The following is a 20335-nucleotide window of genomic DNA, read 5'->3' on the forward strand; positions in this document are numbered from 1 at the left end:
AGCCAACACATCGTCCCGCTGAGTGAACCTGCCATGAGCGACTCCCGCACGGCTACCAGCTCGTCGCCAAGCGCCTTCATCGAGGCGCGCAACCTGTGGCAGGAATACGGTGACCTGGTGGTGCTCGAACGCCTCAACATCAAGGTCAACGAGGGTGAGTTCTGCACCCTGGTCGGCGCCTCCGGCTGCGGCAAATCCACCTTCCTGCGCATGCTGCTCGGCCAGGAACGGCCAAGCCGTGGCGAGCTATTGCTGAGCGGCCAGGCTCTGCCCAACGAACCCGATCCGAGCCGTGGCGTGGTGTTCCAGCGCTACTCGGTATTCCCCCACCTGAGCGTGCTGGACAACGTCGCTCTGGGCCTGGAACTGCCGAAGTCGAAGCTGCTGGGCCGGCTGTTCGGCGCAGCCAAGCGCGAGGCCCGCGAGCGCGCCGCGGCAATACTCACCAAGGTCGGCCTCGGCCATGCCCTGAACAAATACCCCAGCGCGCTTTCCGGTGGCATGCAGCAACGCCTGGCCATCGCCCAGGCGCTGGTGATGCAACCGCGCATGCTGCTGCTCGACGAACCCTTCGGCGCGCTCGACCCCGGCATTCGCAAGGACATGCACGCGCTGCTGCTGGAGCTGTGGCAGGAAACCCGCCTGACCGTATTCATGGTCACCCACGACCTGTCCGAAGGCTTCAGCCTCGGCACCCGCCTGCTGGTGTTCGACAAAGTGCGCCACGACCCGCAGGCGCCCAACGCCTATGGCGCGCGCATCACCTACGACATCCCGCTGAACGAAGCGCGCCGGGCGCAGGCGCAATTGCCCAACGAGCTGGCCGAGCGTATCGCCGCGCGCAACGAACTGTAGCCCGGATGGAATCCGGGGATCACCGGCACATTTGCCCCGGATTGCATCCGGGCTACGGAGCCGCCAGCTAACCACCTGTAGGAGCCCACTTGCGGGCGATCCGCTGTAGCTTGTGCCGATCGCCCGCAAGCGGGCTCCTACAAAACCTGTCGCCGATCAGCTCAACTCCTCCAGATAGCGCGACAGCGTTTCACCCTCTGCTGCGAACGAGATCACCGACACATTCCCCCCGGATTGCATCCGGGCTATGGAGCCGCCAGCTAACCACCTGTAGGAGCCCGCTTGCGGGCGATCCGCTGTAGCTTGTGCCGATCGCCCGCAAGCGGGCTTCTACAAAACCTGTCGCCAATCAGCTCAACACCTCCAGATACCGCGACAGCGTTTCGCCTTCCGCAGCGAACCAGCGCTGCGCCTCGTCAGTACAAGGCGTGGCGAGTTCCGCCCGCCAGTCCGGCTCCAGCGTATCGATGATGAATGTCCGTACCACCGCACGGCCATCCGGGCGTTGCAGGTGCTGACAGACGCGCCCCGCGCCCGGCAGCTCGAAGCCTTCCAGCGAGACGCTCTGCCCCACCCGCGCCGGCACCGCGGACAGCGCCACCTGATACCGACCCTGCTGATCGGCGTAGGCCAGCGACGTCTCGACGTCGAACAGCGCAGCCAACGCCTCGCCATCCCCTTGCGCCAGCTCGGCTCGCTCGCGCAGTTGCAGGGCTGATTCGCCAAGATCCGCTCCCCGCCCCTGCACCCAACCAAGCCGGTCGCCACAGAGAATCAGGCCGCCACCGCGTTGCAGCACCTCGCCGCTTTCAGCGTCGCATTCCACCAGCAGCCGCAGGCCGATCAACGGCCCGCTGCTGACCTGCAAACGCCAGTCCTCGACATAGGCGCCACTGGTGCCGAACTCGATCATGCAGTTGCCGATGCGCTGCAACTGCGCCGGCTCCGGCCAGCGGTTGTGCAGTTGCAGGGACACGCCACCGTGCCAACTCAGATAGCCGTTCTCCCAGACGCTGTCGGCCGCCCAGCCTTCATGGTTGGCGAGCACGCGCAGCTCGGCGGCGTCGTAGTCCTGCCAAGCCCGCAGCGGCAGCGCGGGCTCGTTCGGCAGGCGCAAGTCGATGGTGAAGGTGCGGCTTTGCAGCCAATGCACCTGGGTCCGCTCGTCACTGCGGCCATCGGCAAAGCTGATGGTGCGACGGCGGAAGTGCCCGAGCATCCAGTGCGGTACGCCACCCTCGGCGCGCTGCGGGTAATGTGCCGCCAGTTCCAGCAGGTTCATGCCCTCACCTCCCGGCAGGCCGCGCCGAAACTGGACAAGCCTGCCGCGCCATCCGGCAATTTCAGCGAGCCGTCCTCCAGGCGCTCGCGCAGGTAGCGGAAGGTCTGCGCGGTCTGCGCGAACAGGTGATCGCCACAACTCACCGGCGCATACGCACGCTCACCACGGGCTGGCAGGCCGGCAATCGGCGCGATGCGCGTCGGGTAGTCGCAGGCGCAGAACAGCGGGAAGGCGAAACGCTCTTCGCTGACCTTGCGCACGCGGTGCGAGGTGGCGACGAAATGGCCGTTGCTGAGCACTTCGAGCATGTCGCCAATATTGATCACGAAGGCGTCCTCCAGCAGCGGCACGTCGATCCACTGCCCGTCGCCGTTGAGCACCTGCAAGCCTTCGGCGGTGGGTAGAAGAATGGTGAAGCACTCGTAGTCGGTGTGCGCGCCGATACCGGGACGATCAGCCACCGGGTCGGGATCGAGCGGGTAATGGATCATGCGCAACTGGCTGGTGGGATGCCGGGTGATGCCGGCGAAGGTGTCCTCGCCCAGCCCCAGCGCCAGGGCGAAGCCACGAAACAGCATGTCGCCCAGCGCCAGCGCCGCCCGGTAATAAGCGCCCACCTCACGTTTGAAGTCCGTCGAGTCCGGCCACTGGGTCGGGCCCAGCAGCGGATAGACCTGCGCCGCCTCGGTGTAGTCGTAATTGACGTCGTAGGCTTCCTTGAGATCCTTGCTGCCGCCGACGAACTGCTCCTCGCCTTCCGGCACGTAACCGCTGTGGTTGCTCGACTGGCCGATATAGAAGCGCATCTTCTCTTCCAGCGGGCGGGCGAAGAAACTGCGCGCCTGCTGGATCAGCCCGTCGCGCAGATCACGCGAAATGCCGTGCCCGGTGATCTGCAGAAAGCCGACCTCGCGAGCCGCGCGGCCCAGCTCATCGGCAACGCGCTGACGCTGGGCAGGGTCGTCGGCATACAGGCCGGCAACGTCGATAAGAGGAATGGAGGTGAAATGGGTATGCGCCATGGCAATCTCCCTTGAACAAGTGAGTTACCTGGTCGTCCAGACGAGCAGCGGGTCGGGTCGTCCCGAGGGCAGCAGCAAGGCCGTCCCTGCAGCAGGATCGATAGCGATTTCCATGCCACCGCCATAATGCCGCCAAGGCGCGATGCCACGGGCCGAATCGCCCCCGAACGGTGCAATGAACGCTACTCAGGCCCCATCAGGCAGCACGCAAACCGCAAGCCGCGTCGCCAGAGCGCCCAGCCACGGGCTTCGGCGAGCTGGCACGCTATTCGCTACTGCCTGAGTGTGCAGGTTTCAACCGGGTTTTCCCGGAATCGCGGCACCACAATTTGCGAAATGGATGACTAGGGTTCCGACTTGCCTGGCAAGTGCTGGTCCGAGAGTCATCGACCTCCAGTGAGGTTACACGGCGGGATAAAAGCCCGGGAGAACGCGCCTTTCGAACGATTCGAAACGTGCCGCGACTCCTGCCCGTACTCAACAAGACTGGAGGTTCCAAATGCGCAAGTACCGTCTGTTCTCCTTCGCCGCTGCCGGTCTGGCCGCGGTGCTCAGCTTCAGCGCTCACGCCGAGAAGAAAGACAGCTTCAGCGTCTGCTGGACGCTCTACGCCGGCTGGATGCCCTGGGGCCATGCCAGCACCTCCGGCATCATCGACAAATGGGCGAAGAAATATGGCATCGACATCGATGTCGTGCAGCTCAACGACTACGTCGAATCCATCAACCAGTACAGCGTCGGCCAGTTCGACGGCTGCACCATGACCAACATGGACGCCCTGACCATCCCCGCCGCGGGTGGTGTGGACAGCACTGCGCTGATCGTCGGCGATTACTCCAATGGCAACGACGGCCTTCTGATCAAGGGCGAGGGCAAGACCCTGGCCGACATCAAGGGCATGCAGGTCAACCTGGTGGAGCTGTCGGTCTCCCACTACTTCCTCGCCCGAGCGCTGGAGTCGGCAGGCATGAGCGAGCGCGACGTGACGGTGGTGAACACTTCCGACGCCGACATCATCGCTGCCTACACCACCCCCAGCGTGCAGGCTGCCGCCACCTGGAACCCGATGCTCGCCGAGATTGTCGCCCAGCCCGGCAGCACCCTGGTGTTCGACTCCTCGAAGATCCCCGGTGAAATCCTCGACATGATGGTGGTCAACACCCAGACCCTGAAGGACAACCCGGACTTCGGCAAAGCCCTGGTCGGCGCCTGGTTCGAGATTATCGAACTGATGCAGTCCGGCACCCCGGAAGCCACCGAAGCCCTGACCGAAATGGCCAAGGCCTCCGGCACCGACCTGCCCGGCTACCAGGCGCAACTGGCGACCACCAAGCTGTTCTACACACCGAAGCAAACCCTGGACTTCGTCACCAGCCCGGCCCTGCCCGAGACCATGACCAAGGTCGCCAACTTCAGCTTCGAGCACGGCATCCTCGGCGAAGGTGCGCGCAGCGCCGACGCCATCGGCATGACCTTCGCGGGCGGCGTGACGACCGGCGACAGCGCCAACATCAAGCTGCGCTTCGACCCGAGCTACATACAGATGGCCGTCGACGGCAAGCTCTGACGGGCAACTCTAAAAACTACCTGCGTTGCCATCACTGCCTCGCCAACGTTTTTAGAGCCGCCCTAAACCGTATCGCAACGATGATCAGGCGCCCCTGGCGGCGCCTGACGACCAGGCTTTGATCCCGAGGTACCCATGACCACTGCCCTTACCCTGCGCCCGACTTTGTACGAAGAGACCGTACCTGGTGGCGGCCACACCTCCTTCATCCTCAAGCGTGGCCAGTTGCTGCGCATCACCGATATCGAAGGCGGCGCCAACGTCAGCATGCTGCTGTTCAACGCCACTGAGAAAAGCGAGCGCCTGAACCTGCCCGACACCCTCAAGTGCCAGCACACCGCCAAGCTCACCGCCGGCCACTGCCTGTACTCGGACATGGGCAAGGTGCTGGCGGCCATCACGGCCGATACCTGCGGCTGGCACGACAGCTTCGGCGGCGTACTGAATGCCGATGAAGTGCTGGAGAAATACGGCCAGGGCCGCTACCAGGAACTGCGCAACGGCTTCTTCCGCAACGGCATGGACAACCTGCTGGTGGAAATGGGCAAGTGGGACCTGAACCTGCTCGACCTGCTGATGAACCTCAACCTGTTCAGCCGCGTGGACGTCGATGCCGATGGTGCTTTCCGCTTCCAACCTGGCAACAGCACAGCCGGCGACTACATCGAGCTGTACGCGCCGATGGACTGCCTGGTGGTGCTCACCGCCCTGCAGCACCCGATGGACCCCAACCCGCAGTACGCGCCCAAACCGGTACAACTCCGCTTAAGCAAGGTCGACAGCGACGGCATCACCGTGCTCTGCCGCACCTCGCGCCCGGAGAACGGCCGGGGCTTCCACAACACCGAACGCCAGTACATTTGAGGATGCCGACATGAGCCTGACCGCAAGCAACCTGCATCCCGAAACCGCCAGCTTCCGCCATACCATCCCGGCGGGCGAACCCTACCTGTTCGAGGTCAAGGCCGGGCAGACCCTGCGCCTGCATGACCTCGAAGGCAACCAGGCGATCGACACCCTGTTCTTCGCCGCACGCAACCCACGTGAACGCTTCGACCCGCAGCGCACCCTGCGCAAGCAGAACAACGTCTACCTGACCACCGGTACGGTGCTCTACTCCAACCTCGGCAACCCGCTGCTGACCATCGTCGCCGACACCTGCGGTCGCCACGACACCCTCGGCGGCGCCTGCGCGCAGGAGAGCAACACCGTGCGCTACGCGCTGGACAAACGCTACATGCACAGCTGCCGCGATAACTTCCTGCGTGCCAGCCTGCACGACGGCCGCCTGAGCAAGCGCGACATCGGCGCCAACATCAACTTCTTCATGAACGTGCCGGTAACGCCGGAGGGCGGCCTGACCTTCGAGGACGGCATCTCCGCGCCCGGCAAATACGTGGAGCTGCGCGCCGAGACCGATGTGATCGTGCTGATCTCCAACTGCCCACAACTGAACAACCCGTGCAACGGCTGGAACCCGACGCCCGCCGAAGTGCTGGTGTGGAACTGACGTAGGGCGGGTGAAACCCGCCAAGGCCCGGCGGGTTTCACCCGCCCTACGCTGAGCATTTCCCGTAGGAGCGGCTTCAGCCGCGATAACCCGTAGGGTGGATGTCGCTTTCTACATCCACCGGCTCAGCCGGTTCGCGGTTAAAGCCTCCTGCATAGGCAACACGCGCCACCCGAATTTTCTGCCACGGACGACCGTGGCACATGACGAATGACGGCGGGACGGCCCGCCATGACCTTCGAGGGTCACCCTGATGTTTGAGAAACTGCTGATCGCCAACCGTGGCGCCATCGCCTGCCGCATCCTGCGCACCCTGCGTGAGCTGAACGTCGGCGGCGTCGCCGTGTACTCCGAAGCCGACGCCGCCAGCCTGCATATCCAGCATGCCGACGAGGCGTTTTCTCTCGGCGACGGCCCGGCCGCGCAGACCTACCTGGTGGTCGACAAGATTCTCGCTGCCGCCAAAAGCAGCGGCGCTAAAGCCATCCACCCCGGCTATGGCTTTCTCTCCGAAAACGCTGCCTTCGCCGAAGCCTGCGAAGCCGCCGGCATCGCCTTCGTCGGCCCGACGCCCGAGCAACTGCGCGTGTTCGGCCTCAAGCACACTGCCCGCGCCCTGGCCAAGCAGCACGGCGTGCCGATGCTCGAAGGCACCGAGTTGCTGGAAAACCTCGACGCCGCACTCAAGGCCGGCGAACAGGTCGGCTACCCGGTGATGCTGAAAAGCACCGCCGGCGGTGGCGGCATCGGCATGCGTGTGTGCCGCTCGGCTGCCGAACTGAGCGAAGCCTTCGAGGCAGTCAAACGCCTGGGACAGAACAACTTCAGCGACAGCGGCGTGTTCATCGAGAAATACATCCAGCGCGCCCGCCACCTGGAAGTGCAAGTGTTCGGCGACGGCCAGGGCGAGGTGCTTGCCCTCGGCGTGCGCGACTGCTCGGTGCAGCGCCGCAACCAGAAGGTACTGGAAGAAACACCGGCACCGAACCTGCCAGCCGGCATGGCCGATGAGCTGTGCGCCGCGGCGATCAAGCTGGCCAAGGCCGTGAGTTACCGCAGCGCCGGTACCGTCGAATTCGTTTACGACGGCGAGGCCGAGCGCTTCTATTTCCTCGAAGTGAACACCCGTCTGCAGGTCGAGCACGGCGTCACCGAACAGGTGTGGGGCGTCGACCTGGTGCGCTGGATGATCGAGCTGGCAGCCGGCGATCTGGCGCCGCTGAGCGAACTGGCCAAGGCGCTCGAACCATCCGGCCACGCCATCCAGGCGCGGCTGTACGCCGAAGACCCGGGTCGCGACTTTCAGCCCAGCCCCGGCTTGCTGACCGCCGTGCAGTTTCCGGAAGCCGATGGCAAGGCGCTGCGCATCGATACCTGGGTCGAAGCTGGCTGCGAGATTCCGCCCTACTTCGACCCGATGATCGCCAAGCTGATCACCTGGCAGCCAACCCGCGAACAGGCCAGTACGGCATTGGACAAAGCCCTTGGCGATTCCGTGCTGTACGGCGTGGAATGCAACCGCGACTACCTGCGCCAGATTCTCAGCGATGCGCCTTTCGCCAGTGGTCATCCCTGGACGCGCTGCCTGGAAAATCTCGTCTACCAGGCGACCACCTTCGAGGTGCTCAGCGCCGGTACCCAGACCAGCGTGCAGGACTTCCCTGGGCGACTCGGCTACTGGGCGGTCGGCGTACCGCCATCAGGCCCGATGGACGACCGCGCCCTGCGCCTGGGCAACCGCCTGCTCGGTAACGACGAAGGCGCCGCCGCGCTGGAAATCACCATGAGCGGCCCGCTGCTGCGCTTCAACTGCGACGCCGTGATCGCCGTGACCGGCGCCGAGATTCCACTGAGCATCGATGGCGTGGCACAACCGACGAACACCGCCCTGCTGATCGCAGCCGGCAGCACCCTGGCCCTCGGCACCCTCGGAGGCAGCGGTGCACGCAGCTACCTGAGCATCCGTGGCGGCATCCAGGTGCCGGACTACCTGGGCAGCAAAAGCACCTTCACCCTCGGCCAGTTCGGTGGCCACGGCGGCCGTGCCCTGCGTGCCGGCGACGTGCTGCACCTGCTGCCACTCACCAACCGCGAGGCCGGCGCGCAACTGCCCGCCGAACTCTGCCCGGCCCTGCCGGCCGTGCGCGAACTGCGGGTGATCTACGGCCCGCACGGCGCGCCGGAATACTTCACGCCCGGCTATGTCGACAGCTTCCTTGCCACCGACTGGGAAGTGCACTTCAACTCCAGTCGCACCGGCGTGCGCCTGATCGGCCCGAAACCGGAATGGGTACGTGACAGCGGCGGCGAAGCCGGCCTGCACCCGTCCAACATCCACGACAACCCCTACGCCATCGGCGCGGTGGACTTCACCGGTGACATGCCGGTGATCCTCGGCCCGGACGGCCCCAGCCTCGGCGGTTTCGTCTGCCTGGTGACCATCATCGAGGCCGACCTGTGGCAGCTCGGCCAACTCAAAGCGGGTGACAAGGTGCGCTTCGTGCCGGTGGATATCGCCACCGCGCGGGAGTTGGCGCAGAACAACGCACGCGAATACGCCGAACTCTGTAGGACCCCGCTTGCGGGCGATCAGCCACCAACGCGGATCGCTGGCAAGCCAGCTCCTACACAGCTGACCGCCCCCATCATCCTCGACCTTGGCGAAGCCGCGACGAACAGCCCCAGGATTGCATCCGGGCTACAAAGCCCCATCGTCCTCGACATCGGCGAAGCCGACACGCGCCTGGTCGCACGCCTGTCCGGCGACACCCACCTGCTGCTGGAAATCGGTGCGCCAGAACTCGACCTGGTGCTGCGCTTCCGTGGCCATGCGCTGATGCAAGCGCTTCAGGCCAAGCAGCTCGACGGCGTGATCGACCTGACGCCCGGCATTCGCTCGCTGCAGGTGCACTACCAACCGGAAACCCTGGCACTGCAGACGCTGCTCGACATCGTCGCCGGCGAGTGGGATGCCGTCTGCGCCGCACGCGACCTAAAGGTGCCGTCGCGTATCGTCCACCTGCCGCTGTCCTGGGACGATCCGGCTTGCCAGCTGGCCATCGACAAGTACATGACCACCGTGCGCAAGGACGCCCCCTGGTGCCCGAGCAACCTGGAGTTCATCCGTCGCATCAACGACCTGCCGAACCTAGACGAGGTGTACCGCACGGTGTTCGACGCCAGCTACCTGGTGATGGGGCTGGGTGACGTCTACCTCGGTGCGCCGGTGGCCACCCCGCTCGACCCGCGCCATCGCCTGGTCACCACCAAGTACAACCCGGCGCGCACCTGGACGGCGGAAAACTCGGTCGGCATCGGCGGCGCCTACATGTGCGTGTACGGCATGGAAGGCCCAGGCGGCTACCAGTTCGTCGGTCGCACCCTGCAGATGTGGAACCGCTACCGCGCGGTCGAGGCCTTCGACGGCAAGCCCTGGTTGCTGCGCTTCTTCGACCAGATCCGCTTCTACCCGGTGAGTGCCGACGAACTGCTGCGCATCCGCCGCGACTTCCCGCTCGGCCGTTACCCGCTGCGCATCGAACACAGCGAACTGGCCCTGGCCGACTACCAGCAGTTTCTCGATGACGAGGCGGAAGGCATCGACGCCTTCCGCCAGCAGCAGCGTGCCGCCTTCGATGCCGAGCGCCAGCGCTGGATCGACAGCGGCCAGGCGCATTTCGAAGTCGAGGAAGTGGCCGCCGAACTCGGCGATGACGCCCCGCTGGCAGCCGGCCAACACGGCATCGAAAGCCATATCGCCGGCAACCTCTGGCAGGTGCAGGTCGAAGCCGGCGCCAAGGTGCAAGCCGGCGACGTGCTGGTGATCCTCGAGTCGATGAAGATGGAAATCCCGCTCACCGCACCGATAGCCGGCACCGTGCGCGAAGTGCGTGTGCAGCCGGGTTCGCCCGTGCGTGCCGGACAGCGTGTGGTCGTAATGGAAGAAGCCTGAAAAGCTCGCCGCTGAAGCGCCTCCCACAGGGCCTTACCAGCCCTTGCGGGAGGCGTCCCAGCCACGACCGCGCAGGAGCGGCTTCAGCCGCGATCCACACAAACGCCGATTCCCTGTGGGAGGGGCTTTAGCCGCGATCGCTTCATGAGCCACCGCAATACCGGCAACCCCAATCGCGGATAAATCCGCTCCTACAGTCCCGTAGCCCGGATGCAATCCGGGAAAACCAGCCACCCGCCCAGCTCCACCCGGTTGAATATCGACGCACCAAACCTGTAGGAGCGGCTTCAGCCGCGAAACTCCGCCGCCAATCGCGGATGAATCCGCTCCTACGAAAAACCTTGGACGGGGCTCCTACGCAAGGCTGCTTTGCTCGCCTTGCCGGATTGGCACTACCCCAACTTTCATCCACACCCCATAACAGCGCCGATCATGATCACAACTGGCGCTATCCCCTCCCGACAAGCTAGCATCACGCCATTAGCCCGCTCCCGGATTCACCCATGTCCCTGCGCCCCAAACGGCACACGCAAACCTCGTTGGTGTTACTGCTCCTGTTCCTGCTCGGTAGCGGCTTTCTCACGACTTCGCTGCTGAGCTACTACGCCTCGCGCGACTCGATTCGCGACCACATCATCAACACCGAGCTGCCGCTGACCTCCGATACCGTCTATTCGGAAATCCAGAAGGACCTGGTGCGCCCCATCCTCATCTCCTCGATGATGGCCCGCGACACCTTCCTGCGTGACTGGGTGCTGGCCGGCGAACAGGACAACGGGCAGATGACCCGCTACCTGCGCGAAGTGCAGGAGCACTACGGCGCCTTCACCAGCTTCTTCATCTCTGACAGGACCAGCACCTACTACCAGGCCAAGGGCGTACTCAAGCAGGTCAAGCCGGACGAGCCGCGTGACGTCTGGTACTACCGCGTGCGCGGCCTTGAGGAGCCCTACGAGATCAACGTCGACGTCGACATGGCCAATGCCGACCGCCTGACCATCTTCATCAACTACAAGGTGCTCGACTACGACGGCAGCTTCATTGGCGCCACCGGCGTCGGCCTGGCTGTCGATGCCGTGGTCAAGCTGATCGACGAATATCAGGCGCGCTACGAACGCAGCGTCTACTTCGTCGACACCACCGGGCGCATTACCCTCACCGGCGCCCAAGGCGGACCGATGGGCGCCCAGGTCGGCGATTCACTGGCCGACGTGCCCAGCCTCGAAGGCCTGATGGAAAAACTGCCCACGCCACAGAGTGGCCAGTTCGAATACCAGGAGCAGGGCCGCGAGCACTTCCTCAACGTGCGCTACATCCCCGAACTGGAGTGGTACCTGTTCGTCGACAAGCAGGACAAGGCCCTGGCCGGCATCCGCCAGGGGCTCTACATCAACCTGCTGTTGTGCCTGTTGGTCACCGCCATCGTGCTGACCCTGGTGAGCCTGGCGATTCGTCGCTACCAGCGGCGCATCGCCGCTCTGGCCACCACCGACAGCCTCACCGATCTGCCCAACCGCCGCGGCTTCGACATCCTCGCCGAACAGGCGCTGCAGGAGGCGCAGCGCGACAGCAGCCCGCTGTGCGCCGTGCTGCTGGACCTCGACAACTTCAAACTGATCAACGACGAGCACGGCCACCTCGCCGGCGACCAGGTGTTGCACGACTTCGCCCAGCAACTGCGCGGCACGCTGCGCCAAGCCGACATTGTCTGCCGCTGGGGTGGCGAGGAATTCATCCTGCTGCTGAAGAACACCGACCGCCAGGCCGCCCATGACCTGGCCGAGAAACTGCGCCAGCAATGCGCCGAACAGCACCATGACGTCGAAGGCCAGAGCCTGCAGGTCACCGTCAGCCTTGGCCTCAGCCAGTGGCAAGCCGGCGAGAGCCTGCACACCCTGCTCGGCCGCACCGACCGCGCGCTGTACCGTGCCAAGCAGGCCGGGCGCGACCGCGTCTGCCTCGATCTCTGATGGACACTCAACACTGCCCGCTATGCGGCAAGAGCAACCAGTGCAGCGTCGCCGCCGGGCGTGACGAACCCTGCTGGTGCTTCGACGCGCAGATCGACCCGGCCGCGCTGCAACGCCTGACGCCCGAGCAACGTGACCAAGCCTGTCTGTGCCCGGCCTGCGCTGGGGCGCTGAAAGCCACTGAGCCCCGCGAGCGCGACTGAGCCATGCGCCTGGACCGCTTCCTCAGCAACTTCCCCCGTTTCAGTCGCCAGGACAGTCGCCTGCTGATCAGTGCAGGGCGCCTGCGTGTGGACGGCGCGGTGGTCCACGACCCACGCCATGAGGTCCGCGACTTCCAGCGCGTCGAGTTGGATGACGAACTGCTGCAAGCCGGGCGCAGCGCGCGCTACTGGATGCTGCACAAGCCGGTCGGCGTGGTCAGCGCCACCGAGCACGACGAACACCGCACCGTACTCGATCTGCTCGACGAGCCGGACAAGCACGACCTGCACCTGGCCGGGCGCCTAGACCTGAACACCAGCGGCCTGCTGCTGATCACCAACGACGGGCGCTGGTCGCGGCGCATCACCCAGCCGCAGCAGCGCAAGCCAAAGGTCTACCACGTCACCACCGAACAGCCGATCACCGCCGAATACGCCGAGGTCTTCGCCCAAGGCGTTTACTTCGCCTTCGAAGACCTCACCACCCTGCCCGCCCAGCTCGAGGTACTGAGCAACCACCAAGCCCGGCTGACTCTGTTCGAAGGCCGCTACCACCAGGTCAAGCGCATGTTCGGCCACTTCCGCAATCGCGTCGTCGCCCTGCACCGCGAAAGCATGGGCGAAATCATCCTCGACCCACAGCTCGCCCCCGGCCAATACCGCGCATTGACCGATGCGGAAATCGCCAGCGTTTGATCGTCGTCCTGCGCCTGAATCTGACTACCCGACCAACGGCAGCGCTAATCGGCTACAAAGATGTGACTCACCCTTGCGTGGCTGCAAGGTAACTGCTTGAATCGAACCATAAGTCCTGAGATGACCAACCAGTCACTACAAGACAGCTACACGTTCTTTCAGTTGCTGGCGCCCTGCGCCGACTGGATTCCTGCCTGGTAACACCGCCCTCTCCACGGCCTTGCAAAAGGCCTGGAGCGCTCGCCTGTTTCGATCCTAACTGCTTGAAATTCCTATATTTATAAAAATCTCCAGCCTGACATCATGCTGTCACGCTCAGGCGCTTTTCTGACTGCTCAATCAAATGCGAACGGCCACCCGCTCGCCTTGACACACTTGCGCCAGGAGGAAACGACATGAGGCCAGAAACCGCAGTCGTCGAGATCAACAGGAAGCACAAGGTACACACGGAGTTCTACGGCAATCCGGCAGCAAGCAAGACCATCATCCTGGTCAATGGCTCTCTGGCGACCACGGCCTCGTTCACGCAAACGATCAAATACCTGCAGCCGCAGTTCAACGTAGTGGCCTTCGACCTGCCCTATGCCGGCCAGTCGAAGCCGTACAACAGCGACTTCACACCCATCAGCAAGGAAGACGAAGCGGCGATCCTGCTGCACCTGATCGACCACTATGGTGCCAATTACCTGATGTCCTTCTCCTGGGGCGGTGTCGCCTCCATGCTCGCCCTGGCCCAACGCCCGGCGACGCTGGAGAAGGCCGCCATCTGCTCCTTCTCGCCGATCCTCAACGTGCCGATGCTCGACTACCTGCACAAGGGCCTGCGCTTCCTCGGTTCGGTAGATCGCGACAACATCGCCCTGCTGGTCAACAGCACCATCGGCAAGCACCTGCCGTCGCTGTTCAAGCGCTTCAACCACAAACACATCAGCACCCTGGATGAGCACGAATACCGGCAGATGTACGCGCATATCAAGCAGGTGCTGAGCATGGAAGCGAACTGCGGCAAGGAATGCCTGCAGGCCATCGACATCCCGCTGATATTCGTCAACGGCGACCGTGACGAATACACCTCAGTGGAAGACGCCTGCCTGTTCGCCCAGCACATCGACCACGCCCAGTTCGCCGTGATCGACGATGCCGGCCACTTCCTCGACATGGAACACAAGGCCGCCTGGCTGCAAAGCCAACGCGTACTACTGGACTTCTTCAACGCCCCCAGCAAACGCCTGCAACTGCCGACGCGCGGCGAACTGCAGGAACTGCAGGCCATGGCGGTATGAACCGGCCCAGAGGCGAACCGGCTGCACGACAAGCGCCGGTTCGCCCTTCATTTCCCCGCCGAGTTCCGGTATAAAGGCACCCGCTGCGGGTGTCGTATAATGGTAATACCCTAGCTTCCCAAGCTAGAGCCGTGGGTTCGATTCCCATCACCCGCTCCAAAATCGCAAAGTTAAGGCCCTGTTTTTACAGGGCTTTTTCGTTTCCGGGTTTTGGAAGTGTCGATAAAGTGTCGAAGATGGGATTCAGCCGTAGCGCGTCCTGCAGGTGATCGGGTGACAAGTGTGCATAGCGCATGGTCATCGTCACCGAGGAGTGTCCCAGGACCTTCTGCAAGGTCAGGATGTTGCCACCGGCCATGACGAAGTGACTGGCGAAGGTGTGCCGCAGAACATGCGTGGCTTGTCCGGCCGGTAGCGTGATCGACGTCGATTGCAGCACGCGACTGAAATGCCGGATGCAGTTCGGGAACGCCCCGTATTCCTTGAAGTAGTCCAACAGCATCCGCTCCAGGGCCGGCGCGATGGGCACGGTTCGGGTGCGCCTCGACTTGGTATTGGCGAAAGTCACGGCGCCATTCTTCACCCTGGACGGCACCAGCCCCTGAGCCTCTCCCCAACGTGCCCCGGTAGCCAGACAGACGCGAGCGATCAGCGCCATGTGCGTGCAGTTCGGGTAGTTGTCGAAGGCCTCCAGCAGTTCGGTTATCTGTTCCTGGGTCAGATACGATAGCGGGCGTTCCTGCAGGCGTAACGGACGCACCTTGGCCAACGGGTTTGGGTAGTCGATATCGCCCAGGCGATGCAGCTCGTTGAATACCGACTTCACGTAGCCCAGGCGGTTGTTCAGCGTCTTGCCGTTGATGCCTTCAACCAGCAGCTTGCCGCGCAGGGTGCAGAACTGGTCAGCCGTGAACTTGGCCGCTACCGGGTCGCCCAGGTCGTGAGCGATGTTCGCAAGCACCTGCTTCAAGCGCTTGGAGTCGGCCAGGGTGTGGCCGTGCAGATCGTAGTAGCGGGTGAACACCTCAGAGAGCTTGCGGCGGTCCTTTGGCTTGGGTGCCCAGTCGGGCGTCTCCATCACCTTGGCCCTGCAGGACGTTTCGAAGCGTTGCGCCTCAGCTTTGGTCTTGAAGGTCTTGCGGAAGCGCCGCCCCTTGATGGGTTCTACATCGACCTTCCAGCGCCCGTCAGGCTGTTGGATGATCGCCATCAGATCGCCCTGCCCCACCTGACGTGCCGTTCCTCCAGGATGTTCTTGAGGTGCTTGTAGAGCCCATCCTCGTCCATCCCCTTGGCGGCGTAGTGGTCACGAATCACCGGCCAGCATTCCCAATCCTTGAGCCGGTAAAAGCCCTTTCTAGCGCCCACTCGCTCCCGTGCCAGCAGGCTTACGAAGTTTCCCAGGAACAGTTCCACGTTCTTGCCGGAGAAGCCTCGAGAGGTCTTGTAGTTGCGCTTGTACTCGGTGTCATCGAGCAGCGAATCGACCGGCAGATCAACGCGGGCGTCTTCACGTAGCAGGGTCCAGATCGGTTCGTAGTACCCAGGGCGAGCCAGCAACTTGAATTGCTGCATGCCGTAGCGCCAGAGGCCATCCAAGTGAGGCGTGAAGGCGGCATAGCTGTTGGTGTCGATGGCGTTGCCGGTGTGCAGATCGACGGAGCCAGAGGCGAATTGCTGGATCACCGAATGGTGGTAACGCAGCTCTACGCGCCACACGGTCTGATCGCGGTTGTAGTTGTCCGGGTCGCCTTCGTCGAAGCTGTCACGACGCCGCCAGACGCCTTCCCAGTAGTCGAGCTTGTCGGTGGCCTTGGCCTGCTCGGTCTTGTTGTAGATCGCCAGCTGGACGCCACCGGCAGAACCAAACATGTAGGTCTCGCCGCGACCGTAGACGCTGCTTTTCGTGTCCCAGGTAATTTCCTTGATGCCAGAGATATCGCGGGCGGATCGGGCGCGGCAGTGCATGCGGGCCACCAGATCAGCGGGCGGTTGCCAGCCTTGAACATCCAGGGCGAGATGGACCGCGCATTGGTTGCGTTCGATGTGGGTGAGGATCTGCTCGGCGTAGAAATCCATCCGGGCTTGCAGGCGCTCAGGCGACAGGCTGTCGATGGCATGGGGTGACACTTCGATTTTCAGGTGCGGGCCGATGTTCTCGACTTTGGCGTTGTAGTTCTTGAGCAGCAGCACAAAGCCCAGGTCGGCGTTCTGCAGCTTGTACTGGTAGCCAGAATCCTTGCTGACACGGCCTGCATGCCAACGCTCTCCCGCGAAGTCGACGATGGTGCCGGGTTTGTCGAACAGGCACAGCAGCTCCGGCCGGAGCAGGCCCCGGTACAACTGGCGGACGGTATCGACGCCGCAGTGCAGCAGGCGGACTTTCGACAGGTCTACGAAACGTGCAGAACCCGGATCGATGAACAGCCGACCGTTCACGTCTTCACGTGCCAGCATGTCGAGTCTCAGGAAGTCTTTTGGCTTTTTCACTTGGTCACCTATTGCTGATTAATGCGGATGTTTTCGTCCTACTTTCTGACGTGTTACAGGGGCGTCAGGCGGCGGGCGCGCCGCGTGGCACCAGCGCCCGTTGCGCTACACTGACTCGGCGCTGGTGTCAGCTCGCGGCGTGCGGCGCCCCCGACGCAGCCGAACCCGTCTCGGCTGCGCCGAGACACACACGGCTACGTCAGGGGCTTGCACCGCTCTTGCTTCATCCATCGTTCAAGCTCCTTGAATGGGTCTGGTTCGATCAGGCAGTTCTGTTCCTGGATGTAGGAAGGCACCTGGGGGCGATCAAAGGGCGGGAGGCTGGCGTACCAGAGGAAGGCGCTCAGCAGCGCCAGGAACATGAGGTGCAGGAAGTCAGCGAAGTGCAGCGGGCGGGGCTGGATCAACACCAAGGGCTTTGCCCTTGTCATCCCACTCTTGCCGCCGAGGGCTCGGGAGCGCGGGGCGGTGAAGCTGCCCCACTCTCCCGTGGTCAGGCTCGTTTTCATGGCGTGGGGTCAAGGGTGCGCTGCGCCCGTGCTTCCGTTCGCCGGAACGGTGAAGCTGTTCCGACGAGCCGGGAGCGCGGCCCCTGACCCGGATGCATCGGCGGAATGGGTCAGGGTCATGCGGCCCAGTACGTTGCCGGAACCATGCCGGTCGCGGTACCGCATCGCCCTGATAGAGCAAATGTCATCGAAGTAGAACTCGTTAGGGTTGCGCGTGCTGGAGCTGAGTTCGACGCCCAGGAAGCACGGGGCGCCTTGCATATCCGGTGTCGGGATCAGCACGCCGACAATCTGGATGCATTGCCAGAAGGATTCCGGCTCAGCGTCCCAGGCGGTTTCGACCAGTACGGTCTTGCCGACATAGCTCAGAGCAGTAGCGGCATCGAGCTGGATACGTGGCTTACGCATGGCGGCGCTCCCCTTCCTTGGCTTGCCCCTGGAACAGGTGCGGCAGAGGCAGGCAGCCCAGCACCTTGGCGGAGGAGTGACGGTCACGGACAGCCCGAATGGTGTGGATGCTGTCGAAGTAGATCTCATCCGGAAAATCAGCTTCGCCAATGACAGGGAGGGTCAAGAAGTACCCCACTTCATTAACGCCCTGGACTGGCACTACCACCCCAACGATATGTTTGAAACGCCAGATAGGTTCCGGGTCTCCCTCCCATACCAGTTCGACAAGAACGGTCTGGCCGATGTAGCCGATAGCGGTGATAGGGTCGAAGGTGAGAGTCGGGCTAGACATGGGCGTAGTCCCCCGCCTTGAACACGGTTTTGCCCTTCTCCAGATCAGCACGCAGACGGGCAAGGTTGACCATGCGGAAGTCGGCCAGCTTCATGCTCGGGATGGTCTGGCTGTCTACCCAGTTGATGACCTCTTCGACCGTTACGCCGCTTAGATCGGCGAAGGTCTTCACGCTGCACAGGTCGAGGCTTTCGTCTGGTTTGCTCATAGCGTCCATTCCTGTTCAAGCAGTTGTTGATGCAGCAAGGCCACGTTGACCATGGTGCGCTTGCCTACCTTGCGCGACGGCAGGTAGTTACGTTCGATCCAGGTGCGTACCACGATGGGTTCGTCGCCCATGCCGATCCACTCGGCAAACTTCTGCCACGGCATCAAGGGTGGAGCGCCGTGCAGCTTTTGCGGGTCGAGACCTTCCGTATCCATAAGCTTTAATCCACTATGTTCGGCAATTTTCAGGAACCAGCAAAGGAACCTATTTCCTTTGCGGAAATTATTACCGCGCATAGCAGGGCTAAGCAATTATTTCCTTGCTATTTATCGATGAATAATCTGCATATGACCACGAGCGCTGATAGAGCAAGACTACTAATCAAGAAAATTGGCCCAAAGAAGGCCAGCGAGGCAGGCGGCGTCAGCCACGACCGATGGCTGAGCGTGAGCAAAGGTGCTGTACGAGTGAGCACCGAAGAGATAGACGTACTGATCAAGCTCTTTCCCCAGTACGCCCTGTGGCTGGCAAATGGACAGGTAGCACCAGAGATAGGCCAAACCAGCCCTGACTACGACGAAGCCAACCGAAACTTGAGCCAACCCAACGCGGGATAGCGATCACTCAGAAAGCAGCTAGGCGCTGGTATGCCCGTAAGGAAAGGAATCAGAGCAAGTAATCAAGGAATGATCAGAGAACGATTGATAGCCGTATGGGACAGAAAGAAGCTCTCAGCCCCTAAGCTTGAGAAACTGACTGGCATAGACCGCAGCAGCTGGTATCACCTGAGAAATGGCAAGCGGCGTGCCAACGAGCAGGACATCGAGGCCATCGTGCAGATGTTCCCCCAATACGCCTTCTGGATCGCGAGCGGGCAAATAGCGCCCGAGATTGGCCAGACCAGCCCAGACTACGACGAAGCCAACCGAAACTTGAGCTAACCCAACGCGGGATAGCGATCACCCAGGAAGCAGCTAGGCGCTGGTATGCCGAACACATGGAGCCAAGTGAGAGTGAATCAATTCGAATATCAAAGCCCGAGTGATAGATGCCAGTTCACGAGGGCCTAATTGACGCTGCTAGAACACCTCTCATTAACCTTTAAAATTAAATCTTTTGCATAAGACACTAAATTATCTTGCCACTCATACATGCTACTCGCAGGCACACTGAGAATTTCACCAATACTTTCATCACAGCCAGTTTCGTCGATATATTTTTGATCAACCATGGAACTCCTGTGAACAAATAAGTGCCGACTAGATTCCAGCCTCTTGATACTATCAATATCTGCACTATTAAAGCTGACCCCTACAAGCTCTCCAAATATCATTGAGTACTGCTCTAACGAGTACCCTTTGTTAAGTATTTCTTCATCATACGCCTGACTCAGAGTCATTGAAGATTCATTTTGAGATTGCAAAATTCTTGCCTTCAGGGTTTCACACTTTGACTTTCCTATCTTTATGCCTTTAACTGAAAGAGCATCAAGTCGAGAAATATCTTTTACAATAAGCAGCTTTAAAGCTTGCTTACTAAACTCCTCTAAACACCCATAGAAACGAATTGCAGCAAGCTTGTACAAAGTTTCAAACTGAGAAGAAAGGATTCCATCGCTCTCAAGCCTCTGAAAAGAAGGTATGACAGACCCAATTCCCGCCGCATAAGATTTATTATTCAATAGATAGGTCGCTACAGAAAGAGCGTCCTTGCAGCCTTCATCTCTAGCCTTGTTTAGAAGCTTTTCCAACAACTTGTTCTGACTCATAGATGCAGCGAATAAGCCAACATAAAACGGAACACTTACAGCCTCAAGTGTGTTTTTGAAATTAGACAAAAATTCATCGAGAATTTCTTGGCAGCCGTCTATTTCAAGATCAAGCTCATTGAGAGGATGCAAAGCATCGGCATTTCCAACTCGAGCCATGTAGATATAGAACCACTGCGTCATATCAGAAAACTTCCACTCATTAGTCATAATTCACAAGCTCCTAATAGTTATCAGATAGTTTTCCGTACTAATTCATTTGCTGACCGATCCCTGTG

Annotated in this window: 21 protein-coding genes, 1 tRNA gene and 1 riboswitch; of the genes, 12 read left to right on the top strand and 10 right to left on the bottom strand. The window is 61.8% G+C overall.

The window, feature by feature from the left end:
* Nucleotides 1-33: 33 nt before the first annotated feature.
* Nucleotides 34-855: an ABC transporter ATP-binding protein gene (locus GV002_RS23045; protein ID WP_160020780.1), complete on the top strand. Its 822-nt coding sequence runs from the start codon at nucleotides 34-36 to the stop codon at nucleotides 853-855.
* 349 nt (nucleotides 856-1204) lie between these two features.
* Here GV002_RS23045 and GV002_RS23050 read toward each other — a convergent pair whose 3' ends face one another.
* The gene (locus GV002_RS23050) at nucleotides 1205-2137 is read right to left on the bottom strand and encodes a hypothetical protein (protein WP_160020586.1); all 933 of its coding nucleotides are present in this window, start codon (nucleotides 2135-2137) and stop codon (nucleotides 1205-1207) included.
* Nucleotides 2134-3159, bottom strand: coding sequence for an isopenicillin N synthase family dioxygenase (locus tag GV002_RS23055; RefSeq protein WP_160020587.1), 1026 nt, complete (start codon nucleotides 3157-3159; stop codon nucleotides 2134-2136). The genes GV002_RS23050 and GV002_RS23055 overlap by 4 nt, the downstream gene beginning before the upstream one ends.
* 333 nt (nucleotides 3160-3492) lie before the next feature.
* A riboswitch (guanidine-I (ykkC/yxkD leader) is annotated at nucleotides 3493-3590 on the top strand.
* A 68-nt stretch (nucleotides 3591-3658) separates the two neighbouring features.
* Between GV002_RS23055 and GV002_RS23060 the strand changes: the two genes are divergently transcribed.
* From GV002_RS23060 to GV002_RS23100, 9 genes are all read left to right on the top strand, one after another.
* Entirely contained in the window at nucleotides 3659-4726 is a 1068-nt protein-coding gene (locus tag GV002_RS23060) for a putative urea ABC transporter substrate-binding protein (RefSeq protein WP_160020588.1), read from the top strand.
* A 135-nt stretch (nucleotides 4727-4861) separates the two neighbouring features.
* Nucleotides 4862-5590, top strand: coding sequence for an urea amidolyase associated protein UAAP1 (locus GV002_RS23065; protein ID WP_160020589.1), 729 nt, complete (start codon nucleotides 4862-4864; stop codon nucleotides 5588-5590).
* A 10-nt stretch (nucleotides 5591-5600) separates the two neighbouring features.
* Nucleotides 5601-6236, top strand: coding sequence for an urea amidolyase associated protein UAAP2 (locus GV002_RS23070; protein ID WP_160020590.1), 636 nt, complete (start codon nucleotides 5601-5603; stop codon nucleotides 6234-6236).
* A gap of 253 nt (nucleotides 6237-6489) precedes the next feature.
* Nucleotides 6490-10188 (top strand): urea carboxylase, encoded by a 3699-nt coding sequence (uca, locus tag GV002_RS23075; protein ID WP_160020591.1) that lies wholly within the window; start codon nucleotides 6490-6492, stop codon nucleotides 10186-10188.
* A 503-nt stretch (nucleotides 10189-10691) separates the two neighbouring features.
* Nucleotides 10692-12158 carry a sensor domain-containing diguanylate cyclase gene (locus GV002_RS23080; RefSeq protein WP_160020592.1) on the top strand — a complete coding sequence of 489 codons (1467 nt, stop codon included), beginning with the start codon at nucleotides 10692-10694 and terminating at the stop codon, nucleotides 12156-12158.
* On the top strand, nucleotides 12158-12361 hold the full coding sequence (locus GV002_RS23085) for a cysteine-rich CWC family protein (protein ID WP_160020593.1): 204 nt from the start codon (nucleotides 12158-12160) through the stop codon (nucleotides 12359-12361). The genes GV002_RS23080 and GV002_RS23085 overlap by 1 nt, the downstream gene beginning before the upstream one ends.
* Nucleotides 12362-12364: 3 nt before the next feature.
* A complete protein-coding gene (locus GV002_RS23090) occupies nucleotides 12365-13057 on the top strand; it encodes a pseudouridine synthase (RefSeq protein WP_160020594.1) in 693 nt (230 codons plus the stop codon).
* A gap of 395 nt (nucleotides 13058-13452) precedes the next feature.
* Nucleotides 13453-14340, top strand: a complete 888-nt coding sequence (locus GV002_RS23095) for an alpha/beta fold hydrolase (protein WP_160020595.1) — start codon at nucleotides 13453-13455, stop codon at nucleotides 14338-14340.
* Between the two features lie 85 nt (nucleotides 14341-14425).
* Nucleotides 14426-14499 (top strand) — tRNA-Gly (locus GV002_RS23100).
* Between the two features lie 25 nt (nucleotides 14500-14524).
* Here GV002_RS23100 and GV002_RS23105 read toward each other — a convergent pair.
* The 7 genes from GV002_RS23105 to GV002_RS23135 form a co-directional block, all read right to left on the bottom strand.
* The gene (locus tag GV002_RS23105) at nucleotides 14525-15550 is read right to left on the bottom strand and encodes a tyrosine-type recombinase/integrase (protein ID WP_160020596.1); all 1026 of its coding nucleotides are present in this window, start codon (nucleotides 15548-15550) and stop codon (nucleotides 14525-14527) included.
* Nucleotides 15550-16797: a hypothetical protein gene (locus GV002_RS23110; RefSeq protein ID WP_160020781.1), complete on the bottom strand. Its 1248-nt coding sequence runs from the start codon at nucleotides 16795-16797 to the stop codon at nucleotides 15550-15552. The genes GV002_RS23105 and GV002_RS23110 overlap by 1 nt, the downstream gene beginning before the upstream one ends.
* 227 nt (nucleotides 16798-17024) lie before the next feature.
* On the bottom strand, nucleotides 17025-17339 hold the full coding sequence (locus GV002_RS24190; protein WP_178094796.1) for a hypothetical protein: 315 nt from the start codon (nucleotides 17337-17339) through the stop codon (nucleotides 17025-17027).
* 9 nt (nucleotides 17340-17348) lie between these two features.
* A complete protein-coding gene (locus GV002_RS23120) occupies nucleotides 17349-17747 on the bottom strand; it encodes a hypothetical protein (RefSeq protein ID WP_160020597.1) in 399 nt (132 codons plus the stop codon).
* Nucleotides 17740-18081: a hypothetical protein gene (locus tag GV002_RS23125; protein WP_160020598.1), complete on the bottom strand. Its 342-nt coding sequence runs from the start codon at nucleotides 18079-18081 to the stop codon at nucleotides 17740-17742. The genes GV002_RS23120 and GV002_RS23125 overlap by 8 nt, the downstream gene beginning before the upstream one ends.
* Nucleotides 18074-18289 (bottom strand): hypothetical protein, encoded by a 216-nt coding sequence (locus GV002_RS23130; protein ID WP_160020599.1) that lies wholly within the window; start codon nucleotides 18287-18289, stop codon nucleotides 18074-18076. The genes GV002_RS23125 and GV002_RS23130 overlap by 8 nt, the downstream gene beginning before the upstream one ends.
* Complete coding sequence (locus GV002_RS23135) at nucleotides 18286-18504, bottom strand: hypothetical protein (protein WP_064494269.1); 219 nt, start codon at nucleotides 18502-18504, stop codon at nucleotides 18286-18288. The genes GV002_RS23130 and GV002_RS23135 overlap by 4 nt, the downstream gene beginning before the upstream one ends.
* 132 nt (nucleotides 18505-18636) lie before the next feature.
* Here GV002_RS23135 and GV002_RS23140 point away from each other — a divergent pair, with 132 nt between their 5' ends.
* Nucleotides 18637-18906: a DNA-binding protein gene (locus GV002_RS23140; protein WP_160020782.1), complete on the top strand. Its 270-nt coding sequence runs from the start codon at nucleotides 18637-18639 to the stop codon at nucleotides 18904-18906.
* Nucleotides 18907-18975: 69 nt separating this feature from the next.
* Entirely contained in the window at nucleotides 18976-19230 is a 255-nt protein-coding gene (locus GV002_RS23145) for a helix-turn-helix domain-containing protein (RefSeq protein WP_160020600.1), read from the top strand.
* A gap of 125 nt (nucleotides 19231-19355) precedes the next feature.
* Here the strand turns inward: GV002_RS23145 and GV002_RS23150 are convergent, their stop codons facing one another.
* The gene (locus GV002_RS23150) at nucleotides 19356-20267 is read right to left on the bottom strand and encodes a hypothetical protein (protein ID WP_160020601.1); all 912 of its coding nucleotides are present in this window, start codon (nucleotides 20265-20267) and stop codon (nucleotides 19356-19358) included.
* Nucleotides 20268-20335 lie beyond the last annotated feature (68 nt).

It is taken from the genome of Pseudomonas sp. 8O (assembly GCF_902506495.1).
GTDB classification, from domain to species: domain Bacteria; phylum Pseudomonadota; class Gammaproteobacteria; order Pseudomonadales; family Pseudomonadaceae; genus Aquipseudomonas; species Aquipseudomonas chaetocerotis.

Bases quoted from the DNA above. Each gene is read 5' to 3' on its own strand.
- GV002_RS23045 (WP_160020780.1), top strand. From the start codon at position 34: ATGAGCGACTCCCGCACGGCTACCAGCTCGTCGCCAAGCGCCTTCATC.
- GV002_RS23050 (WP_160020586.1), bottom strand. From the start codon at position 2,137: ATGAACCTGCTGGAACTGGCGGCACATTACCCGCAGCGCGCCGAGGGT.
- GV002_RS23055 (WP_160020587.1), bottom strand. From the start codon at position 3,159: ATGGCGCATACCCATTTCACCTCCATTCCTCTTATCGACGTTGCCGGC.
- GV002_RS23060 (WP_160020588.1), top strand. From the start codon at position 3,659: ATGCGCAAGTACCGTCTGTTCTCCTTCGCCGCTGCCGGTCTGGCCGCG.
- GV002_RS23065 (WP_160020589.1), top strand. From the start codon at position 4,862: ATGACCACTGCCCTTACCCTGCGCCCGACTTTGTACGAAGAGACCGTA.
- GV002_RS23070 (WP_160020590.1), top strand. From the start codon at position 5,601: ATGAGCCTGACCGCAAGCAACCTGCATCCCGAAACCGCCAGCTTCCGC.
- uca (WP_160020591.1), top strand. From the start codon at position 6,490: ATGTTTGAGAAACTGCTGATCGCCAACCGTGGCGCCATCGCCTGCCGC.
- GV002_RS23080 (WP_160020592.1), top strand. From the start codon at position 10,692: ATGTCCCTGCGCCCCAAACGGCACACGCAAACCTCGTTGGTGTTACTG.
- GV002_RS23085 (WP_160020593.1), top strand. From the start codon at position 12,158: ATGGACACTCAACACTGCCCGCTATGCGGCAAGAGCAACCAGTGCAGC.
- GV002_RS23090 (WP_160020594.1), top strand. From the start codon at position 12,365: ATGCGCCTGGACCGCTTCCTCAGCAACTTCCCCCGTTTCAGTCGCCAG.
- GV002_RS23095 (WP_160020595.1), top strand. From the start codon at position 13,453: ATGAGGCCAGAAACCGCAGTCGTCGAGATCAACAGGAAGCACAAGGTA.
- GV002_RS23105 (WP_160020596.1), bottom strand. From the start codon at position 15,550: ATGGCGATCATCCAACAGCCTGACGGGCGCTGGAAGGTCGATGTAGAA.
- GV002_RS23110 (WP_160020781.1), bottom strand. From the start codon at position 16,797: ATGCTGGCACGTGAAGACGTGAACGGTCGGCTGTTCATCGATCCGGGT.
- GV002_RS24190 (WP_178094796.1), bottom strand. From the start codon at position 17,339: ATGAAAACGAGCCTGACCACGGGAGAGTGGGGCAGCTTCACCGCCCCG.
- GV002_RS23120 (WP_160020597.1), bottom strand. From the start codon at position 17,747: ATGCGTAAGCCACGTATCCAGCTCGATGCCGCTACTGCTCTGAGCTAT.
- GV002_RS23125 (WP_160020598.1), bottom strand. From the start codon at position 18,081: ATGTCTAGCCCGACTCTCACCTTCGACCCTATCACCGCTATCGGCTAC.
- GV002_RS23130 (WP_160020599.1), bottom strand. From the start codon at position 18,289: ATGAGCAAACCAGACGAAAGCCTCGACCTGTGCAGCGTGAAGACCTTC.
- GV002_RS23135 (WP_064494269.1), bottom strand. From the start codon at position 18,504: ATGGATACGGAAGGTCTCGACCCGCAAAAGCTGCACGGCGCTCCACCC.
- GV002_RS23140 (WP_160020782.1), top strand. From the start codon at position 18,637: ATGACCACGAGCGCTGATAGAGCAAGACTACTAATCAAGAAAATTGGC.
- GV002_RS23145 (WP_160020600.1), top strand. From the start codon at position 18,976: ATGATCAGAGAACGATTGATAGCCGTATGGGACAGAAAGAAGCTCTCA.
- GV002_RS23150 (WP_160020601.1), bottom strand. From the start codon at position 20,267: ATGACTAATGAGTGGAAGTTTTCTGATATGACGCAGTGGTTCTATATC.